The 19,599-nt window shown below is 68.7% G+C and carries 16 protein-coding genes and 3 pseudogenes; 11 read left to right on the top strand and 8 right to left on the bottom strand.

Annotation, left to right across the window (positions count from 1 at the left end; genetic code table 11):
- The first annotated feature begins 26 nt into the window (after positions 1 to 26).
- The 3 genes and pseudogenes from IE325_RS43340 to IE325_RS47195 all read left to right on the top strand — a co-directional run bounded on the left by IE325_RS43340 (position 27) and on the right by IE325_RS47195 (position 4,567).
- Positions 27 to 2,138, top strand: coding sequence for a SpoIIE family protein phosphatase (locus IE325_RS43340; protein WP_190075717.1), 2,112 nt, complete (start codon positions 27 to 29; stop codon positions 2,136 to 2,138).
- A gap of 592 nt (positions 2,139 to 2,730) precedes the next feature.
- On the top strand, positions 2,731 to 2,961 hold the full coding sequence (locus tag IE325_RS43335) for a hypothetical protein (RefSeq protein ID WP_190075716.1): 231 nt from the start codon (positions 2,731 to 2,733) through the stop codon (positions 2,959 to 2,961).
- A gap of 271 nt (positions 2,962 to 3,232) precedes the next feature.
- Positions 3,233 to 4,567 (top strand): annotated as a pseudogene (locus IE325_RS47195) (serine/threonine-protein kinase).
- A 274-nt stretch (positions 4,568 to 4,841) separates the two neighbouring features.
- Here the strand turns inward: IE325_RS47195 and IE325_RS46790 are convergent.
- A complete protein-coding gene (locus IE325_RS46790; protein ID WP_190075715.1) occupies positions 4,842 to 6,113 on the bottom strand; it encodes a serine/threonine-protein kinase in 1,272 nt (423 codons plus the stop codon).
- Positions 6,114 to 6,730: 617 nt separating this feature from the next.
- On the opposite strand from IE325_RS46790, the gene IE325_RS43320 reads away from it, so the two are divergent.
- Complete coding sequence (locus tag IE325_RS43320) at positions 6,731 to 7,351, top strand: Stk1 family PASTA domain-containing Ser/Thr kinase (RefSeq protein ID WP_229912476.1); 621 nt, start codon at positions 6,731 to 6,733, stop codon at positions 7,349 to 7,351.
- Positions 7,352 to 7,786: 435 nt separating this feature from the next.
- Here IE325_RS43320 and IE325_RS43315 read toward each other — a convergent pair whose 3' ends face one another.
- The 3 genes from IE325_RS43315 to IE325_RS43305 all read right to left on the bottom strand — a co-directional run bounded on the left by IE325_RS43315 (position 7,787) and on the right by IE325_RS43305 (position 9,865).
- Positions 7,787 to 8,518: a hypothetical protein gene (locus tag IE325_RS43315; RefSeq protein ID WP_190075713.1), complete on the bottom strand. Its 732-nt coding sequence runs from the start codon at positions 8,516 to 8,518 to the stop codon at positions 7,787 to 7,789.
- A 42-nt stretch (positions 8,519 to 8,560) separates the two neighbouring features.
- Complete coding sequence (locus tag IE325_RS43310; RefSeq protein WP_190075712.1) at positions 8,561 to 9,178, bottom strand: RNA polymerase sigma factor; 618 nt, start codon at positions 9,176 to 9,178, stop codon at positions 8,561 to 8,563.
- A 483-nt stretch (positions 9,179 to 9,661) separates the two neighbouring features.
- Entirely contained in the window at positions 9,662 to 9,865 is a 204-nt protein-coding gene (locus IE325_RS43305; protein WP_190075711.1) for a hypothetical protein, read from the bottom strand.
- An 812-nt stretch (positions 9,866 to 10,677) separates the two neighbouring features.
- Here IE325_RS43305 and IE325_RS43300 point away from each other — a divergent pair.
- The 4 genes from IE325_RS43300 (at position 10,678) to IE325_RS46780 (ending at position 13,570) form a co-directional block, all read left to right on the top strand.
- The gene (locus tag IE325_RS43300) at positions 10,678 to 11,748 is read left to right on the top strand and encodes a class I SAM-dependent methyltransferase (RefSeq protein WP_190075710.1); all 1,071 of its coding nucleotides are present in this window, start codon (positions 10,678 to 10,680) and stop codon (positions 11,746 to 11,748) included.
- Between the two features lie 304 nt (positions 11,749 to 12,052).
- Positions 12,053 to 12,529 carry a cation:proton antiporter regulatory subunit gene (locus IE325_RS43295; protein ID WP_190075709.1) on the top strand — a complete coding sequence of 159 codons (477 nt, stop codon included), beginning with the start codon at positions 12,053 to 12,055 and terminating at the stop codon, positions 12,527 to 12,529.
- A 262-nt stretch (positions 12,530 to 12,791) separates the two neighbouring features.
- Entirely contained in the window at positions 12,792 to 13,199 is a 408-nt protein-coding gene (locus IE325_RS46785) for a cation:proton antiporter domain-containing protein (RefSeq protein ID WP_268256400.1), read from the top strand.
- Complete coding sequence (locus tag IE325_RS46780) at positions 13,127 to 13,570, top strand: cation:proton antiporter domain-containing protein (RefSeq protein WP_268256399.1); 444 nt, start codon at positions 13,127 to 13,129, stop codon at positions 13,568 to 13,570. Before IE325_RS46785 ends, IE325_RS46780 begins: the two co-directional genes overlap by 73 nt.
- Before the next feature lie 1,068 nt (positions 13,571 to 14,638).
- Here the strand turns inward: IE325_RS46780 and IE325_RS47260 are convergent.
- Both IE325_RS47260 and IE325_RS43280 read right to left on the bottom strand, forming a co-directional pair.
- Positions 14,639 to 15,070 (bottom strand): NucA/NucB deoxyribonuclease domain-containing protein, encoded by a 432-nt coding sequence (locus tag IE325_RS47260; RefSeq protein WP_434095401.1) that lies wholly within the window; start codon positions 15,068 to 15,070, stop codon positions 14,639 to 14,641.
- Positions 15,071 to 15,298: 228 nt separating this feature from the next.
- Positions 15,299 to 15,544, bottom strand: coding sequence for a hypothetical protein (locus tag IE325_RS43280; RefSeq protein WP_190075707.1), 246 nt, complete (start codon positions 15,542 to 15,544; stop codon positions 15,299 to 15,301).
- 701 nt (positions 15,545 to 16,245) lie between these two features.
- On the opposite strand from IE325_RS43280, the gene IE325_RS43275 reads away from it, so the two are divergent.
- On the top strand, positions 16,246 to 16,542 hold the full coding sequence (locus tag IE325_RS43275; protein ID WP_190075706.1) for a transposase: 297 nt from the start codon (positions 16,246 to 16,248) through the stop codon (positions 16,540 to 16,542).
- A 31-nt stretch (positions 16,543 to 16,573) separates the two neighbouring features.
- On the top strand, positions 16,574 to 16,966 hold the full coding sequence (locus IE325_RS43270; protein ID WP_268256398.1) for a transposase: 393 nt from the start codon (positions 16,574 to 16,576) through the stop codon (positions 16,964 to 16,966).
- A gap of 15 nt (positions 16,967 to 16,981) precedes the next feature.
- Here IE325_RS43270 and IE325_RS43265 read toward each other — a convergent pair whose 3' ends face one another.
- Both IE325_RS43265 and IE325_RS43260 read right to left on the bottom strand, forming a co-directional pair.
- Positions 16,982 to 17,704, bottom strand: coding sequence for an SDR family NAD(P)-dependent oxidoreductase (locus IE325_RS43265; RefSeq protein WP_190075704.1), 723 nt, complete (start codon positions 17,702 to 17,704; stop codon positions 16,982 to 16,984).
- A 156-nt stretch (positions 17,705 to 17,860) separates the two neighbouring features.
- Positions 17,861 to 18,737: pseudogene (locus tag IE325_RS43260) on the bottom strand (UvrD-helicase domain-containing protein); the annotation flags it as partial.
- Positions 18,738 to 19,262: 525 nt separating this feature from the next.
- Here IE325_RS43260 and IE325_RS46890 point away from each other — a divergent pair.
- Positions 19,263 to 19,559 (top strand): annotated as a pseudogene (locus IE325_RS46890) (urease subunit gamma); the annotation flags it as partial.
- Between the last annotated feature and the right edge of the window lie 40 nt (positions 19,560 to 19,599).

Here is a 19,599-nt window from a genome sequence, read left to right as displayed (position 1 = left end):
CGCCGGTCGGCAGAAGGAGTGCCGCGATGAGCGAAGCCGAATGGCCTCCAGCGGACCTCGACCGGGCAGACAGCAACCGCCCGGAGAGCGAGCCGTCGCAGCCGAGCGGGCTGATGGACCTTCTCGCTGTCGCGGCGGTGCTGCTGGACGCCGAAGGCCGGATCGTCCTGTGGAGCCCGCAGGCGGAGGCCCTGTACGGCTACACCGCGCACGAAGCGCTCGGGCAGTACGCTGCCCGGCTACTCGTCCACGAAGACCACATCGACTGGGTGATCAAGACGTTCGCCGAGGTGATGGAGACCGGCCGGAGCTGGGCCGGCACGTTCCCCATCCGCTGCAAGGACGGCAGCACCCGGCCGGTGGAGCTGCGCAACATGCGGCTGCTGGACGACCGCGGCGATTTCTACGCCCTCGGGCTCGGCACCGACTCCGCCATGCTGCGTGAGCTGGAGCGGGACGTCGCCCTGTCCACCCGGTTGATCTCTCAGTCACCCATCGGGATCGCCATCCTCGATACCGACCTGAGGTACGTGGCTGTCAACCCGGCCCTGGAGCGCATGCATGGCATCTCCGCGAAGGAGCACCTCGGCCGCCACTACCGCGACATCATGAAGGACTCGAAGTTCGAGGTGGCCGAGGCCGCGATGCGGCAGGTTCTCACCACCGGGATCCCGCTGGTCGACCAGGCCACCATCGTTGGCCGCACCCCAGCAGACCTCGAGCACAAACACGCCTGGTCGATCTCGTTGTACCGGCTGGAGGACCCCCATGGCCGCATTCTGGGGGTGGCCGACATCGTGGTGGAGGTCACCGAGCGGTACCAGGCGGCCATGGCGGCCACCGAGACGCGACGGCGCCTGGCCCTGATCGCCAACGGCTCCGCCCGCATCGGCACCACCCTGGAGGTCGACCAGACCGCCCAGGAGCTGGCCGAGGTCACCGTCCCAGACTTCGCCGACCTGGTCACCGTCGACGTCCTCGACTCCGTACTCGACGAACACCGCCCCGCCACCAGCGACGGGCCCGCGCTCTTCCGCGCCCTCGCGGTCAAGGCCGCCTATCCCACCGACGCCCTCCGGGCCGCCGATGCGCCCGGCCACATCGCCGCCTACGACACCGACCGCCTGGCCACCGAGTGCGTGCGCACCGGCCGTCCCATCCTGATCTGCCACGCCGACGGCAACGACCTGACGCGCATCGCCCGCGACGAGCACGCCGCCACCCTGCTGGCGCGGGCCGGGGTGCACTCCTACCTGGCCGTCCCGCTCACCGCCCGCGGCACCGTCCTCGGCTTCATGGGTCTGGCCCGCGCCCGCGACCCACGGCCCTTCGACGAGGACGACCTTGCCATCGCAGCCGAGCTGGCCTTCCGTGCCGCGGTGTGCATCGACAACGCCCGCACGCACCAGAGCATGCGCAACGCCGCCGAGACCCTGCAGCGCAGCCTGCTCCCCGAGCACCCGCCCCACCTGCCCGGCCTGCAAGTCGCCTCCCGATACCTGCCCGCCCAGGCCGCCTATGAAATCGGCGGCGACTGGTACGACGTCCTCCCCCTCGGCGGCGACAAGACAGCACTGGTCGTGGGCGATGTCATGGGTAGCGGCATCGACGCCGCCACCACCATGGGCCGGCTGCGCACCGCCACCACCGCCTTCGCCCGCCTCGACCTCGACCCCGCCCAGATCCTCGAGCACCTCGACGCGATCACTTCCGGGCTGGAGCAGTACATCGCCACCTGCCTCTACGCCGCCCACGACCCCCACCTCCGCACCTGCCGCATCGCCAACGCCGGCCACCTGCCCCCCGTCCTCATCCGCCGCGGCAAGCACCCCCACCTGCTCGACCTGCCCACCGGCACCCCCCTCGGCGTCGGCGGCATCCCCTTCGAAACCACCACGGTCCCCTTCGGCCCCGGCGACCAGCTCGTCCTGTACACCGACGGCTTGGTGGAGACCCGCCACCACCCCATCGACGAACGCCTCAACACCCTCCTCCGCCTGCTTAAGACACCCGACTCCTCGCTGGAAGAAACCTGCGACCGGCTCCTTCACGACCTCCGGCACCCCGATAACCACGACGACGTCGCGCTACTGATCGCCCGCGCACGCCCCTTCACACCGGGCCGAGGAGCAGCCTGACCAACCCAGGCAAACCCGGCCACACCGTCAGCCCGCCCTGGGCCAGTACCCCTCCGCGAGCACTTCTCACGCCATGCCGAGCGGTCCCGTGTGACACATCGGCACCACGATGCGCTGGAGAAGGTGACCCGATCATCAGGGTCGAGGAGTCCGCCCTCTGTGGAGGGGGCTGCGGGCTCCGACGTGCAGGGGCAGGCCGGTTCCCCCCCCGTGACGGGTCTGCCCCTGCTCGCGAAATGGAGGTCGCCGACGTGCCACCCGCGGCGTCGAGGGCATCCGAACCGGTCCCGGCGGGGCCGGCACCACACCAGGGCCGGGCAGGGGCGAGCGGCTGCCCGGCGTGCGGCCACGCGCGGCGGTTGCCGCCTCGTCCAGCAGCGGGAAGGCTCGGCCCTGGGCGGCGCGGGCCCTGGTCAGGCCGCCGGTGTCGAAGAGGAGCCTCTGTCGTGCTCGACATGGACCGGCCACCCGGGGTGGCCGGAGTGCTCGACCGGGACCGGGACTTCTGGGAAGGCGCGGCAGGGCTTTTATGATCCGGTTTGATCAGCTGTACGATCCCGGCTGTGACGGCCCTCCCGGAAGGGACCATCGGTTGAGCGAGCAGATCAGGGCCAGGGTCCTGCTGCTGATCGGCGAGGAGGCGGAGCTGACGACCGAACGCCGCGAGGCCGAGGATCCGGAGCGCGTGCCCGTGGGCCGGCTCGTCGCGGAAACGGGCATCCCTCGCGCGCGGTTGGTCGGCGCCGACGTGGTGGCGGTCATGGATGACGCGGGCGAGTTGGAGCGGTTCGAGCACACGGACGGAACCGACAGCGTTCGCTGAGTCCTTGCGCACTCACAACCTCGGCACCCCAGTGAGGCAGAGAACGGATACCAGCGCCAGCATGTGACCGCTGGGGCCGGCGGTTCCGCAACCCTGGAACACGGTCCCTGCCACCCCGCCCATGGCGAGGCCCCGGGCTCCAGGTGCATGGAGGCTGCCAGCAGTGCGGGGCCGGTACGCTGGGGCCGCTGCGGCACCCCCCACCCTTACCAGCGCGGTGAGCCACGGCCTGCGGCGGTCAAGACGTCGTTGGGCATAAGGATGAGGACAGGTGCTGATAGCGGGCCGGTACCGGCTGCGGGACGCCATCGGGCGGGGCGAGATGGGGGAGGTCTGGCGGGCCTACGACGAGACGCTCGGCAGACCGGTTGCCGTGAAACTCCTGCTGCCCCACGACTCCGACCCCACCGCGCCCTCCCGCTTCCGGCTGGAGGCGCAGACCGCCGGCCGCCTCAGCCACCGGCATGTGGTCGGCGTCCTCGACTTCGGCGAGCACGGGGACCGGTTGTTCCTGGTGATGGAGCTGGTCGACGGCGACAGCCTCGCCCGCGCACTCGCCGTCTCGGGCCCGTTGCCGGCCGAGCGGGTGGCCCGTATCGCCGCCCAAGCCGCCGCCGGGCTCGCCGCCGCCCCACCGGCAGGGCATCGTGCACCGAGACATTAAGCCCGCCAACCTCCTGCTGGACGCCGACGGCTCCGTGAAGATCGGCGACTTCGGCATCGCCCGCTTCCCCGACGACCCCTCTGCCGCGCTCACCGCCACCGGACAGATCGTCGGCACCAGCCTCTACCTCGCGTCCGAACGCGCCCTCGGCCGTACCGCGGGACAGGCCTCCGATGTGTACTCCCTGGGCTGCGTGCTCTATCAACTCCTCACCGGACGGCCGCCGTTCCAGGCAGACAGCGCGCTCGCGGTGCTTCATCAGCACCTCGACGCCGCCCCGGTCCCACCCCGGCAGCTCGGCGCCGACCTCCCGCCCGCCTTCGAGAGCTATCTGCTCGGGCTCCTGGCCAAGGAGCCCGAGGATCGGCCCACGGCCGAGGAGGTGGCGGACTGGTTCGGGCGCGGAGCGTGGCGCGGGCGCCGGAGCCGCTGCCGGGCGAACACCGGGAGCACAGCCGCCCGGACCGGCAGCCGGTCACCGGCTCGAGGGCCACCTCCCCTGCGAGCTCCGCCTCTGCTCCCGCTGCCCCCGCCAAGGGTGCCTTCGTCCCGGTGGCGGACGCCGAGTGGAAGACGAGCGTGCACCGGGTCGTGCCCCGCCGCTCGCGTCTGCCGTTCCTGCGCCGTTCCCGGCTGGTGGTGGTGCTGGGCGGCGCCGGCCTCTTCACCGCGGCGGTGCTCGCGGGCATGGCTTGGTTCTCGCCCGGCACCGGCTCGGCGTAGGGCCCGCAGACCGGGCCATCCACGAGCACGAGCCCCGCCAGATCCTCATCCTCCACGCCCGCCACGTCACCTACCTCGACGCCGTACGGCGCCACTTCCTCACCGTCGCCCACGGCGTCGCTGCCTTCCCCGGCGCAGCCCAACCAGGAGACGCAGAAGGCAACCGACGCCAAGCCGAGCCCCAAGAAGGCCGACAAGCAAGGCAAGGGCAAGCACTGACCTGAGCCTGGGGCCCGGAGTCCTCACGGTCGGCCGTGCCTGTCTGACCCGGGCCTTACCCCGGAGTGCGACTCTTGAGCGTCGCCGATCACGTGGCGCAGACCGGCTTGCCCGGCCGCTCGGCGCGGGAGGAAAAAGCCGCGGCTGCTGGCCACGGGGCGTGTTCACGCTCGTCGTGCTGGCGCTGACGACGGCGAAGGCCAGCACGCCCAGCCTCTGCTGGCGGTGACCGTTCACGACGGCGGGCACGCCCATGGAGGGGACCTACCCGAGGTCACCGTTTCGGCTTGTGCTTGTCGGCCTTCTTCTTGGGCGGCGTCGAGGACGGCGAGGGCGTGGTTGCCGCGGTGCTGCTCGGGGGTGCCGTGGGGGTGGCCGCAGTCGTGGTGTCGTGCGCGGTCGGCGTCGCGGAAGGTACGGGGGGCGGAGGGGCCGTGGTGGCGACTCGGGTCTCCTGCGGAGTCGAGGGATCGGTGGCCGCTGTGGTCGCCGATGGAGAGGGGGACAGGGACGGAGAGGGAGCGGTGCTCCCGGACGGGCCCCGAGTCTCGTTGTCGCCCAGAGTCGCGCCGATGAGGACCGAGGCGCCGAACAGAGCGACCGCGCCCAGTCCGAGGAGTGCGGCGGTGCGCCGTCCGGTGGGGCGTCGTCTCCGGGGCGTCCGCGATGCCGGGGCCGCGGAGAACCGTGCGGTGTGCGCCTGGGTGTCCGGTGATGCGAGACGCGATGCAGCGGGCGGTCGGGTGTTCTGCCAGGCGGTGAACCAGTCGGCGACGCGTTCGGCGGTGGGCCGGTGACCCGGGTTCTTCGCCAGCAGCCGCAGCAGATAGTCCTCGAAACTGCCGGGCAGCCCTGACCGCAGCTGTCCGGGCCGGGCGGGCACGGCCTCGACGTGCTGGTGGACGACGGCTGCGGCAGTTTCCCCCCAAAAGGGCGAGTGGCCGGTGAGCAGCTCGTACAGGACACAGCCCAGCGAGTACACATCCGAGGCCGGCCCGGCCGGGCGCCCCACGGCACGCTCGGGGGCCAGGTAGGGGCTCGTACCCAGGAGCTGCCCGGAGGCGGTCAGCGCCACCGCCGTCTCGTGAGCGATCCGGGCCACCCCGAAGTCGGCGATCTTCACTGTGCCGTCCGAGGTCAGCAGCAGATTGGCGGGCTTGATGTCGCGGTGGATGACGCCTTGCCGGTGCGCGACGGACAGGCCCTCCGCGATTTGCGCCGCGAGGCAGGCGACCCGCTCGGGGCCCAGTACGCCATGGACGGCCAGCTCCCCGGCCAGGCTCCCGCCGTCGACGAACTCCATCACCAGGAAGAGCCGTCCCTCGTGGGCGCCGGCGTCATACAGGGCGACCACATGGGGATCAGTGACGCGAGCGGCGATTTCCGCCTCGCGGCGGAAACGCCGCGTCGCGGCCTCGTCCGCCTCGGCGGCGAGCAGCTTGACGGCCACCGTCCGGCCCAGCAACTCGTCAGTGGCGCGCCACACCTCGCCCATGCCGCCTCGGCCGATGCGCCCGTCGAGGCGATATCGCTGCGCAACCAGCACTACGGCACCACGTCCCTGAAAAACCACCACACCAACCGCGACGCCCGCCCGCTCAGGGGCACAACAGCAGGGCAGCGAATCCACTCCTCTCAGCGCACAGGACCTTCGAAGCGTCACAACCACATCTCTCGACGACAGCGAACCATGCCCCTCTGCCGGCGCGGATCAAACACTGTCCCACTTGGTGATCTTCGTCTGACTCTGGCCACGGCGACCAAGGACGGAAAGGGGAGGAGGTGACATGTGCGCAGGGCTGGACGGAGATCCGCAGACCGCAACTGGCCGATGAGTTTCTCCGGGAGACATCGACCATGCCGGCGACGGTGATCGCGGAGCGAATCGGCTGGGACGCGAGGTGATTACCTGAAGGAGCAGATGCCCCCCTCGGGTGGCCCCGACATCGACAAGAACGAAGCAGGAGACGACTCCGCCAGCGTTAGATCCCTTGGTGTGCGCGCACCCTCTGGGCAGCAAGCTATTGCGCAAATTAGACAATTTGCCAGAGTTTTGCATATATGATCCATAAATCCCGCAGACCATGCATGTCAGTCCCTCGCCAACGCACGACCCCAGAGGGGATCATGCACAGCCACGCACGCACCGCACTCGCCGCTGCCTTGCTCGCCGCGCTGACCGGCCTCACCGCCTGCGGCGGCAACGGCCCCACGAACGGCACTCCAGCCGACAAGCCCGCGACCCCCCGGCAAAGCACCCCCACCGACCAGCCCACGGCTACGCAGGACACCACGACCAGGGCCGAGACCGGCTCCCTTCCGAACATGATCGGTAAAGGGCTGCAGTTTGCACAGGACCAGGCACAAGAAGCAGGGTTCTACAACCTGACCTCGCACGACGCTCTCGGCCGCGGCCGCAACCAGGCCCTGGACCGCAACTGGAAAGTCTGCTTCCAGACCCCCAAAGCCGGCGCGCACCCCACCAGTACCCAGGTCGACTTCGCCACCGTCAAACTCGAAGGGACCTGCCCGGCCACGGACCAAGGCGCCGCGACGGAGACCCCCGGATCGACGATGCCGGACTTCAAGGGCAAGTCCGTCAAGGTCGCCCGAGAGGCCCTCGCCCCCATCACCAGCATCACCGTCAACGACGCCTTGGGCGAAGGCCGCGTCATCATCATCGAGTCCAACTGGAAGGTCTGTTCCCAAGAACCCGCCGCCGGCACCAGGCTCGAAGGCCAGCCGGTGACGCTCAACGCGGTGAAGTTCGAAGAGTCCTGCTGATACCCGCCCCTGACAGGTCCGGCATCCATGTCAAGACACTCACCTGTCCGCGCCTCCGCAGTTGGGGCCGCTGACCCGAACCCGACGGCACCACGGGCGCGTGAATCGATGAACAGGCGTCACCGTCGCCCACGCGTACGCCACTCGGCACGGCTGCCGCAAACTGAAGTGCGGCTCTGCCACCCCGCCCACTAAGAAGGCCCTGGATGCCGCAGCGCGGTTGGGCCCCCAGGGCCGGCCTTCATCTTCGAGCAGGGCAGACCCGTCACGGGGGTAATCGAGCCTGCCCCACACGTCGGAGCCCGCTGCCCCCTCCACAGAGGGCGGGCCCCTTGACCCTCTTGATCGGGTCGCCTCCTACAGCGAACCACGGATCTGATGTGTCACACGTGAGATCGCAGCCGGGCCATGGGCCATACCGCAGTGTGGAGGCGGTTACCGTTTCTCGGGCTTCTCGGGCTTGGTCGTTTTAGCGGGCTTGGTCGGCTTGGCAGCCTTCTCGGCCTTCTTGGCGTTCTCGGTCTTCTCGGCCCTGCCCTGCTCGTCTCCTGCGGTGTGCGTCAACTGCTCAGCACAGTACGCAGCGACGTCCCTCGTGCCGCCCGCGGCCTCGACGAGCCGCCGCCAGGCCGTCGCGTCCAGCGCCTTGCCCCGGCCTTTGACAGCCTCATAGGCCCGGCAGTGGGCGTCGGTGTCCTGAGCGGTGGCCTGGTGATCGAGCGCGGCGGAGGCGCCGGGGGTGTGGGACTCGGCCGCAGGCGTCCCCGCGCCGGCCTGGCTGGAGGCAGTGGCCGATGGCTGCGACCGCCGCCGGTCCCCGTGGCCGTCGTCCGACGAGCGGACTACGCCGATCGCCGCCAACGCGACGCCGCTCAGGGTGAGGCTGGCCAGGGACAGCGCGACGGCGGCCCGCACCGAGTGCCATGCCCGCCGCTGCCCGCGCGGCCGCCAGTCGTCCCGGCGCCGAGTTCGCACCCGGTGTGCCCCGACGTCCCGGGCGGCCCGGAACGCGGCCACCGCCTGCTGCTCACCCTTTCTGTCGGCACCGGCCTCGGGCAGCGCGGCGAGAAGCGCCTCCAGTGCGGAGCCCTCCGGGCCGGACACGGCATCGCTGCGGTGCACGCGCCGGCGGCCCGGGGCACTGCCGTCGCTGTGCGGCTCACCCATGCCCGCATCCATCCCTGTCCGACGGTCGGCCGCCGTTGCCGTTCATGTCGATTCCCCCAGCGTCCGGGGAACCTCGTGTGCCACTCCTCCGCCGCCGAGCCGGCGGGCAAGGCGTTTCAGCCCCCGGCACCCGGCGGCGCGCACCGCACCGGGGCGCTTGCCGAGGACGCGGGCGGCGACGGGCTCGTCGAGGCCGACGACGACGCGCAACAGCACGGCCTCGGCCTGGTCGCGCGGCAGCCCGCGGACCAGTTGAAGGGCGGCCTCGGTGGAGATGGGATCCGGGGCATGGTCGCGGGTGTGGTGCGGGCGGGGCAGATCGAGCGCGTCGTGCTCGAGCGCCAACCGTGGCCGTACCTTCTGGCGGCGCAGATGGTCGTAGGCCCGGTGCCGGGCGATGGTTGCGGTCCAGCCGCGGAAGCCGGCCCCGTCTCCCTTGAACCGCCCCAGGTCCCGGGCGATCTCCAGCCAGGCGTCGGACGCCACGTCCTCGGCGTCGTCCCCGACCAGTCCACGCAGATATCCGAGCAGCCCGGGCTGCACCCGCCGGTGCACGACCGCGAAGGCAACCTCGTCACCTTCCTGAGCCCGCGCGACGGCCGCGCCCAACTCCCCGTCGTACGCCTGCAGGCGGAGTTGCCCTCGAATACCCAACACCATCCTCGTTCGTACCGAGTGCGCAGCGAGCGTAGACGCACCCGCACCGCAGGGGGATCGACAGGCTGGTCCCCACGCCCCCACGCCCCCACGCCCCCACGCCCCCACAGGGAACAAGCCCAGACCTCACAGAGGTGTCACAGCCCCCTCAAACCTCTCCGCTCACAGATCGTCGTGCACCTCATCACTCGGGTACCCCCTGACCCGACCCGGCCCCGGCAGCTGCGGGCCTCACGGCCGACTGGCGCTCTCCCCGCGTGCGTTCTCGTGCAGTGCGATGCGTGGTGCCCTTCAGGCAGCACGGTGGGGCTGGACAGATCACCGAAGATCGGAGGACACAAGCACGCGAAGCTCCTGGCAGACACGGGCGATCTAGGGGAGCCCGTTCTTGCCAGGAGCTTCGCGGTTCCTTACAGCCTGCGTCCGTCAACAGCCCAACCACCGTCAGGTTGGGCGGGGCTCACTGACTGGCGCTCAGGCTGCCGATCAGAGGGAGGCGCTGACGCTGACGTGGTTGTACTGGGCGGCGGCGCCCAGGACCTGGTTCTTGACGGCGTCGACCTGGGCCAGGAGGTCAGCGTCGCTGACGGCCGTGGGGCCGGCGCAGACGTTGGCGTGCAGGCCGCCGGAGACGTTGTCGAGCTCGGCGTCGGCGATCTCGACAGTCTCAACCTGGGGAGCGGAGTTCATGAGGAAACTTCCCTTCGTATGGATCATCCACAAGGGGGGCGGCCCCGCTGGGGACAGATAGCGGGCCTCGGCCGCAGAGACACATGCGGCCCCCGTTTCCGGAGACTTTCGTGCAGGCCCCGCGGCGCAAGGGATCAAAGCACGGAGCACGCCGGGCATCCAACCGACCGGCGTACACACCCGAGATGTTGAACGAGCAGGCCACTCATCCGTGCAAATGTGCACACGCCTTGGGGACAGCCTCTCCACATGCCGCGCGGGATCGGGACCCGACCGGTATTGCCACGACGTTCACGAACGGGACACTCCGCACCAACGGAGCACCATGCGGCAGACACTTGTGCAGATCCATCGAGCCCTGCGCCGCGGTTGCGCAGTCGATGTGCAGATTCACTGAAACCGGGATGTCACTCCGCCTCAGAACGGGTCGTTACTGCTTCACCCGGCACCTACCACTCCTCCCACAGCTGGCTACACCCGTAACAGGTACGCGATGTGCTGGTTGTTGATGAACTGCCGGTCGTACACCCCCTTGCGTCCCGGGTCAGGAGGAGTTCGTGCGCGGGCGTGGACTCCGCCGGGTCGCCCAGCGGGTCGGGAACAGCGTCGTACTCCGCTCGCAACTCTCCGATGAAGTACCCGTGCGGATGCCGCGCCTTCGCATGGGCGCGGGGGCCGTTCGCCGGCGCCGCCCGCGGGGGTGGAGTTCGCACCCCCGCCCGTCGTGGCGGACGGACGAGGGAGCAGCCCGGTGTTTGGCTTGCCGGGCCGGTCGCTCTGCGCGATCGTGCTCGACGGCCAGGAAGGACATCATGGCGGCACCACGCGAGTTGGACGAGGCAAAGGTCGAAGCCTTCATGGAGAAGGCGCTCGGGGACCTCAGCGGGACGATGACCATCGGTCTGTGCCACCTGGGCGACCGACTGGGCCTGTTCAAAGGCCTCGCCACCAGTGGCCCCGCGGGCAGCCGGGAGCTTGCGGACCGTCTGGACCTGAATGAGCGTTACGTACGCGAGTGGCTGCGAGGGCTGACCGGCGCGGGCTATCTGGAGGAACCGGAGCCCGGGCGCTTCATCCTACCCGCCGAGCACGCCCCCGCCCTGGCCGACGAATCGGGGCCCATGTTCCTCGGCGGCGTCTACCAGATGATGCCCGCCGCCCTGACGCCTTACGAAAGATTGTGCGAGGCGTTCCGGGGCGGAGGAGGCGTACCGCAGAGCGAGTACCCGGACATCCTGTGGGACGGCATGAGCCGCTTCACCGGCAGCTGGTTCGAGAGCGTGATGGTAGACGACTGGCTGAGCACCTTTCCCCACGTCGTCGAGAGGCTGCAACGGGGCATCGACGTCGCGGACGTGGGATGCGGCGCGGGGCGCGCTCTGATCGTGCTCGCCAAGGCGTTTCCCCACTCGCGTTTCACCGGGTTCGACAACTTCCCCGCCCAGGTGGAACGCGCCCGCCAGAACGCGGAGAAGGCCGGTGTCGCCGACCGCGTCACCTTCGAGACGATCGATGCCACCCAGGGACTTCCCGGGCGCTACGACCTCATCACCACCTTCGACGTCATCCACGACGCGGCTGAACCCAAGCAGCTTCTCTCCGCCATCAGGGCGGCGGTCAAGGACGACGGCGACTACCTGATGCTCGAGATCAACTGCGCGGACCGTCCCGAGGACAACGTCGGCCCCGTTGCCACGATGTTCTACGGGTTCAGCATGTTCTACTGCATGACCACGTCCCTCGCGAACGACGGAGCCGCCCTCGGCACATGCGGTATGCCCGAGGCGGTCGTACGCAGTCTGTGCGCCGAGGCAGGCTTCCGCGACGTGGCCCGCTCCACGGCGGACGACCCTTTCAACGTCCTGTACGACATCAAGCCGTAAGCCGGGACAGACCTGCGGCCAGGGGCCCCCTGTGTGAGTGGTCAAGATGGTGGGCGTACGGGGCTCGGTCAGGGCGCGTCTGGTCGTGCGCGGCGACGATTCTGGCGGACCTTCAGTTTCCGCCCGCGGCAGGGGCGTCTGGCGGCCCAGCGCCTCAGGGCCGCCACACTTGCCTCGCCCACAGGCTCGGCTGGGGGCATGGCGATGAGCAGCCGTGCGTCGCCGCCGGAGCACGGTGTCCCCGCCGGAGGGCGAGCGGTGGTGCACTTCTGTGCGGCAAGGGCGTGGTCAGCAGGGGTGTGCCTTGCCGACATGCCTGATCTCTCACCCTCTCGGGCTGGGGTACGAGTTCACCAACCATGAGGGCGACCGGGTCGGCATCGTCGCCGCATGGACGGGCGATTTCGACCTGGTCGTCTACGCGGGCGGTGACCCCGACGAGGCACGGCCCGTGGTCCGGCTCAACAACGAGGAAGCCGACACGGTCGCCGAGATCCTGGGAGCGCCGCGCATCACCGAACGGTTCGCCGACCTCACCAAGGAGGTGCCCGGGCTGGTGTCGGGGCAGGTCGAGGTGCGCACCAGCAGCCCGTTCGCCGATCAGCCTCTCGGCCAGACCCGGGCGCGCAGCCGGACAGGAGCCTCGATCGTGGCGATCGTCCGCGGCGAGGACGTGATCGCATCACCGACGCCGGACCACGTACTCCAGGCCGGTGATGTCCTGGTCGTGATCGGAACCCACGAGGGAATCACCGGCGTGGAACAGATCGTCCAGGGCTGAGCGTGCGCACGCCCGCCACCCTGCTGCTCGAGCTCGGGATCATCCTTGCCGCCCTCAGTGTGCTCTGTGCAGTCGCGCGGCGCTTCACCCTCTCCCCCGTCCCTGCTCGCCGGTCTGGCCATCGGTGAGGGAGGCATCGCCCCCGTGCCCGCGGCCGGAGAGTTCGTGGAGATCGGAGCGGGCATCGGAGTCGTCCTGCTCTTGCTCACACTCGGCCTGCAAGTTCTCCCTCACCGAGTTCACCGCCAGCCTGCGGCGGCACGTGCCCTCCGCCATGGTCGACTTGGTGCTGAACGCCGTGCCGGGTGCGGTGGCCGGGTGGCTCCTCGGCCTGGACGGCATCGGCATCCTGGCCCTGGCCGACGCCACGTACATCTCCTCCTCGGGCATCGTCGCCCGGCTCCTGGCCGACCTTCGCCGTCTGAGCAACCGCGAGACACCGGCCATCCTGTCCGTGCTGGTCATGGAGGACTTCGCCATGGCCTCCCACCTGCCCCTGCTGGCCGTCCTCGCCTCCGGCGGCCCCTGGTGGCAGGCCGTCCTCGGCGTCCTGATCGCTGTCGGCGCGGTCCTCGCCGCATTCACCGCCTCCGACCGGTGGGGCCACCACCTCGGCCGACTGCTCGCCCACCCCGACGCCGAACAACTCATGCTGAAATCCTCGGCCTGACCCTGATCGTCGCCGCGCTGGCCGAACTCATCCACGCCTCCGCGCCAGTCGGAGCCTTCCTTGTCGGACTCACCCTCACCGGCGAAACAGCCGACCGGGCCCGAGCCGTGCTCAGCCCACTGCGGGACCTGTTCGCCGCCGTGTTCTTCCTCGCCATCGGCCTGACCGTCAGCCCCGACGACCTCCTGCCGCTCCTGCCAGCCGCACTCGCACTGGCCGCGATCACGACCGCGACCAAGCTGGTCACCGGCCACTACGCCGTCTCCCGGGACCAGGTCGGCCGCCGCGGCCGGGGGTGGTTGAGGAACATCCATGAATGGTGTCGTTGGTCGGATCAGTGTCCGGAAGGCCGTCATCGCCTTCGGTTTTGAACACGCCGGCCAGGTGCGTCCAGACCTTCAACTGAGGTTTCTGATCGGCCGTGGAGCGGATGAACAGCGGGCTGGCCTTGTCCTGGTCGGTTCGGTTGAACACCCAGGCGTTGTAGGCAGTCGAGTAGTAGAGGGCGAACGCGGTGGCGTTGCTGCCGGGGTGGGCGCGGAAGTCGCTCGCTCAGCGGTGAAGTCGGCGCTGACGCGCTGCTGCCCATTTACGCGGAGGGAGGCGCTTGTCGAGCAGAGATTGGGGATGAACGTATGACGTTCGGGAGCGGACGACGGGGCCCGGGGCAGTCTGGGCGAAGCCGCCTCGTACACCGCTACTGCTTCTTGTGGATCCTACGCAGTGCGTCGTTGAGTTGGGCACGGATCTCTCGCTCCGCTGTCGCCTCAGGCGGTTCGGCTGGCGCCATGCGTGGAGGATGGGGACTGGCAGCCTCGGCTTGTTTCTCCTCTTCGAGGCGGCTACTCGTGCGCAGGCTGTGAGTGGGAGCCGGCTCGGAGGGCCATACCAGCAGCAGATACTCCTCCGGGGGTACCTGAGTGGTCTTGCTCCGGGCGACGTCTCTTCCTAGGGCGTGGACTCGGACGCGGTACTGGGGACTGTCCGCAGTTGTCAGGAAAGTGTCTGGGGCAGAGGGCCCGTAGTCGAGTGATTCGAGCCGGAGAAGATTGTGGGGAGCGGTGACGCTCGCCTCTACGATCTCTTCCCAGGGGCGTGATTCGTCGATGTCCCCGGCTGGTTCCCCCTGGGTGCGGGCACATACGCGGACGTATCCCGTCTGGATACCTGTGCGAACTAGGGCACCGCCTTGCAGCATCGGCGCGACCAGGCCGTTGGACCAGTCAGCGGAGTGGATGGGGATCTCTCCGCTATCGAGCAGCCCGAAGGTGCCTTCCGATACGAAGACGTCGTGCCATAGGGCGTTCATGGATCCTCCTCCCGCTTCAGGCTAGCTTCGCCGAAGCCGGTTGTGCCCGTATGTGGCGCCGGGACGGCCGGGATAGACCCGCTCCGCTCCCGGCGCCCTGGGTGCGTCACATGATGTTCCGCCTGCGGAGTTAGGGGATCACCTCGACACGGAACGGGTCCTTGTCAAGGACCCGTTCAGACCGGTACATGGCCGAGTGGAGTCCGCCCTGTGAGCTGTTCTCCGTGGCGTTGATCATGCAAACGCTGACCCCTGTGGGGCCCTGCCCGGCCGGGATACCAGGGAACCCGCATCCATCGAAGGTGCGGCGTGTGCCGCCGGCTGAGAGGCCCTGGTAGGAACTGGCGACAGGGTACTCGTCGCATGATTTGCCGGTCACGCTGGGCGCGTCACCGCATGCTTTGTCACGGTTGTCCTGGTTGACGGCCGGATCCGTGGTGCGAGTCAGAGGAGCCTCGAAGGTCGCACCGGGCAGACCGGAGGCTTGGGCACGGGAGACGTGCGAGGCCAGTTCAGGGTTGGCGGCACGGCTGTAGTAGACGGCCGAGGCATACCAAGGCACCACGCAGCCGGGGCCGGTCCTGCCGGCGGTGTTGTTGTCGCACCGGAACTGGCGGAAGACGGGGGCGACGTACGTCGACGAGGTATAGCCCGGGTTCGTGAAAGTCAGGTTCCACCCTGTGCCGCACTCACCGACGGCGCCGGCGGCAGTTGCCGTCGAGTCGAAGAACGCCTCGCCTGTGTGCCATTGGCTCAGCGGCTGGATCGGCTTTGCGGGGAACGAACCGCTCTACTTGGTGCAGGAGTAGCCGACTCGCGCGTTGCCGCTGTAGGAGCCCTTGAGCGCGTCGCCCCAGCCATTGAATGCCGTGACGTCGAGCTGATGGGCTATGCGGGACTCGCTGGTGCTGCCGTAGCTGTAGTTGATGAGGAGGAGATTGACCTCACCTGTAGTAGTCCGGACGCCGTTGCGCACGACATACGTCTCGTAGAGGACCCCGTCGATGCGGCAGGCTTGAGTGCGCGTGGCATACACGACTCCCTGGGCGTCCTCGCACCATTGAGGCGGGGCAACTGCCGCGAGTTTCGAATTGGCTTCGCCGCTGGGCAGGCCCGGTATGGTGTCGGGATTCTTGTACTCAATGCACGAACCCCGGCCGTTCTCATCGGGCGCTGTGCAGATCTCGCCCGTGGCCGAGAGTCGGCTCGTGTCGTTTTCCCTCGCGGGTTCGTCGGAGCCCGGTGTAGTTTCCGGGATGAGAGGGGTTAATTCCGAAACAACAGCGGCTCCACTCTTACTTCCCTGGCTGTCGGTTACGGCGCCAGCCGGTGCCGCACCAGCGAACGCAGCGAATGTCGCGGCTGTCGCTGCGATCACAAACCAGCGTCTCTTTCGGTACTGCTGCATGACAGTTCCCTTCAGATGACACGCAACACGCGTAGGTGCGCGCATCACTGAAGCCTCACTGAAGATTGAAGGTCAAGACCCAATCGCTCTGAGGATCGATTACGCGCCAGGACGATATCGTCGAAACCGCGACGCTCATTTGCCCTAGCTTCACCACAGATACGCGGCTGCTTCATTTCCAGTGTCCTGGTGATCTCCTGATGCCAGGCGCCTTCGGCATCGTGCGTAGCTGATGTAGTGGCGGACGGAGCCGTAGAGCTCGTAACACGATCTTGCTGAAGTGTCGTGGTGGGCCGTGACTGGTGTGATGATGCGGCCATTCGTCATGTGTGAGTACTCGGCCGTGGATCGTGGACGACGAATTGTGGGTGCTGATCGAGCCGTTGCTGCCGCCGTGGCCGGAGAAGGCGCCAGGTCCGCGGCCGGTGGCGGACCGGCTGTGTCTGCAAGGCATTCTGTACGAGCTCCACAACGACATAGCCTGGCAACTCCTGCCACCGGAGCTGGGGTTCGGCTCGGGGCAGACCTGCTGGCGCCGCCTGGATCGCTGGCAGCAGGCCGGCGTCTTCGAGCAGATGCACCGCGTTCTGCTCGCCGAGTTGAACGCGGCCGGCGAACTCGACTGATCCCGCGCGTGTGTGGACGGCTCCCACATCCATGCAAAAAAGGGGGGGAGCCGACACCGGTCCGTCACCGGTAGACCGGCGGAAGACGGGCAGCAAGCATCACTTGATCTGCGACGGACGCGGCACTCCGCTCAAGGTCGTCACCGCGGCCAACGTCAACGACGTCATCCAGACCCTCGCTCTGGTCCACGGCATCCCGCCTGTGGCCGGACGGCCCGGCCGGCCACGCCGCCGCCCCAACTCGCTACTCGGCGACAAGGGCTACGACTCCAACCCCAACCGCCAGGAGCTGCACAAGCGCAGGATCCTGCCGGTCATCTCCCGCAAGGGCGCCCCGAACATCAAGGGCCTGGGCAAACTCCGTTACGTCGTCGAGCAGACCTTCGCCCTGCTCCACCGCATCTTCATCCGGCCCGCTCGGTGATCCAGAAGAAGCAGCCTAGTCGACCACGAGGCCGCCGGTGAGGTTGAGCTCAAAGGCTGTCATCGTTCGGGCCCAGTCGGATGCGGCGAAGACCGCGGCGTTGGCGACATCGTCGTAGCGCGGACGCTTGGTCAGCAGCGCTCCTTCAGCGGCCCGGTCCTCCTCACCAGGCGCAGGAGAACCGGGTGAGAGCAGCCAGGCGACGCGCACGCCCTGCGGGCCGAGCTCTGATGCAAGCTGCCGGCAGACACCGGCAAGGGCGGACCAGGCGATGTGTGAACCGCCCAGGTTGGAGATGGCCTCGCGCCCGCCGCCCATGACCAGGATGACGCCGCTGCCTCCTCGGACCATGTGCCGCGCCGCTGCCGTAGCTGTGGTGAGGGTGGTCGTCACCGCCTTCGTGACCGGGCGGAGCACATCCGCCACGGCCATGTCGAGGAGCGGGATCCCCTGCAGGTCGTCGTTGGACGTGGCGTTGAAGCAGATATCGATTCCGCCGCCCTGCGCAGCCACCATGTCGGCGTGGCGATCAACGGCGTCGCGGTCCGTCGCATCCAGCCCAGCGACATGCGCAGCCCCACCGTCGTCCCGAATGCGCCGCGCGACGTCTTCGAGCGGCGGAACCGTCCTTCCCGTGAGATGGACAACGGCGCCCTCACGCGCGAAGCCGCGGGCGATGGCTGCCCCCACCGCTCCAGAACCGCCATGGACGATTGCCGTCCTGTCAGCCAACAACATGACTCTCTCCTCGTGACGGAGGCAGCTGACCATGCAGACCCGAGCGAGGGGAAAACTCATCGCACGACTCCTCCCCCGCTCGACCGGCCAGGTACAGCCTCACTGCACATCGAAGGCATCCTCCTCCGGCCCACCCATTGATCCAAACGAAACGCCCTAGAGGGGCGGGGCGCCGCCGTCAGGGTGGTCGTGGATCCAGGACAGGCCACCGAGGTCGAGGCGTTGGCGGGTGCGGGTGACGGCTGCGTAGGCCAAGCGGGCTTCGGCGTCGTCGATGAGATCAGGTGGTGGTGTCACGGTGCCGGTGGGCTCTTCAGGGATGTTGTTCTCGGGGCGGGCGAAGTCGTCTGCGATGAGCACGCGGGACCATTCGCGTCCCTTGGCCTTGTGGGCGGTGGAGACGGTGACCTGGGCGTGCGGTTCGGGGGCGAGGCGGGCGACGGCGGCGAGGATGGTATCGGTGCCGTGGGTGTCGACGAGGTTGACCAGCGGCTGCAGGTCGCGGCCGGCCGGGTCGTGGGCGGCGTAGTCCTGCAGGTCTCCCCAGTGGGGGAAAAGGATGAGTTCGGGGTGGTGGGTACGGCGGCCTTCCTTCAGATCACGGGCCGCGAGGGCCAGGGCCTGCAGGCTGTCTCCTCCCCCGGCCAGGGCGACCCGGTATCCGGCCGCCATGAGGATCATGACCTGGGCCATGGCGCCGACGTTGGTGCGGCAGAGCACGGCGTCCGGCTGGGCGACGTGAGCACGGCGGGGGTGCCGGTGAGGCGGATATCGGGGCGTCGGCAAGGTGCAGCCAGCGGTTGGCTTCGGCTGCGAGGTCGGGTCCGAAGCGGAAGGACTGGGACAGGGGCAGCTGGGTGCCGTCGAAGCCGGTCATGATGTCTTTGGCGCCGCGCCATTGGTAGATGGCCTGGGCGGAGTCACCGACCATGACGAGCTGGGCGTGGTCGCGATGGGCGAGGAAGATCTGTTCGACGACGGGATTGGTGTCCTGTGCCTCGTCCAGGAGCAGGAAGTGGGCGTCGAGGCGGGGATGCTGAATCCCCTTCACGCAACACCCCGAACCTGATCCCAGCCGAGCACAACAGCACACGAAGGCGAGCGGCGCGATCGAGATGTCCCCGCGGAGACCGTGGGCCGCTCCGGGGCGACGGCCTGGCGCCAGCTGCACGCCGTCCTGTTGGACGAGTCGACCCGAACCACCCGCCCGGCTGCCTCAGAGCAGACGCGGGAAAGGATGTCGATGGAATGGTCGCCGAGCTCAAGGCCATGGCCGAGGTTCAAGGGCCGTGATGGGCGAGTCGGCTTGGGGTCTGTGGTCTCCGCTGCTGCCAGTGACCGCTCCTCGTCCAGCTCACTGAGCGGCACGTCGAGGGCCGGATGAGTGTCATGTTGCGCGGTTTCATCAGGTGGTGTGGTTTATCTGCTGTTTGGTCGCTTTAGCTGATCTTGCCCGCTGATGATCGAAGGGCGCCCGGTTGCCGGCCTGGGGGAACCTGTTCGTGATCTCCGGCATGCCTGGCCGCATGCACTGTCCGACCAAGAGAAGTGGCTCATCGTGCATTTGACTCCGCATGAGCGGGAGCGCCTGTTGATCCATGTCGCGGCCGACGTTGCACAAAGGCGCCGCGACCGCGGGCTGCGCCTGAACTACCCCGAAGTGATGGCCCTGCTGACCGTGCACGTCTTTGAGGCGGCGCGCGACGGCAAGACGGTCAGCGACATCATGGACTCGGGCCGGCAGTTGTTCACCCGTGACGAGGTGATGGACGGCGTTACGGAGATGATCAAGAACGTCCAGGTGGAGGCCACCTTCCCGGACGGCACCAAGCTGGTCACCATCCACGACCCCATCCCGGAGGGCACAGAGGAGAGCGAGGTCTCCCCGGGCAAGG

Origin of the sequence: Streptomyces lanatus (genome assembly GCF_014655715.1) — a bacterium.
Lineage (GTDB): Bacteria > Actinomycetota > Actinomycetes > Streptomycetales > Streptomycetaceae > Streptomyces > Streptomyces lanatus.
The sequence above is the reverse complement of the archived record's forward strand: the minus strand, read 5'-3'. Positions and strand labels throughout refer to the sequence as shown.

What these genes read in the sequence shown, in the direction of transcription:
- IE325_RS43305 (WP_190075711.1), bottom strand. Translation starts at nt 9,865, where the DNA reads ATGAACTCCGCTCCCCAGGTTGAGACTGTCGAGATCGCCGACGCCGAG.
- IE325_RS43265 (WP_190075704.1), bottom strand. Translation starts at nt 17,704, where the DNA reads ATGTTGTTGGCTGACAGGACGGCAATCGTCCATGGCGGTTCTGGAGCG.
- IE325_RS43315 (WP_190075713.1), bottom strand. Translation starts at nt 8,518, where the DNA reads ATGGGTGAGCCGCACAGCGACGGCAGTGCCCCGGGCCGCCGGCGCGTG.
- IE325_RS43310 (WP_190075712.1), bottom strand. Translation starts at nt 9,178, where the DNA reads ATGGTGTTGGGTATTCGAGGGCAACTCCGCCTGCAGGCGTACGACGGG.
- IE325_RS43270 (WP_268256398.1), top strand. Translation starts at nt 16,574, where the DNA reads ATGCAAAAAAGGGGGGGAGCCGACACCGGTCCGTCACCGGTAGACCGG.
- IE325_RS43300 (WP_190075710.1), top strand. Translation starts at nt 10,678, where the DNA reads ATGGCGGCACCACGCGAGTTGGACGAGGCAAAGGTCGAAGCCTTCATG.
- IE325_RS43340 (WP_190075717.1), top strand. Translation starts at nt 27, where the DNA reads ATGAGCGAAGCCGAATGGCCTCCAGCGGACCTCGACCGGGCAGACAGC.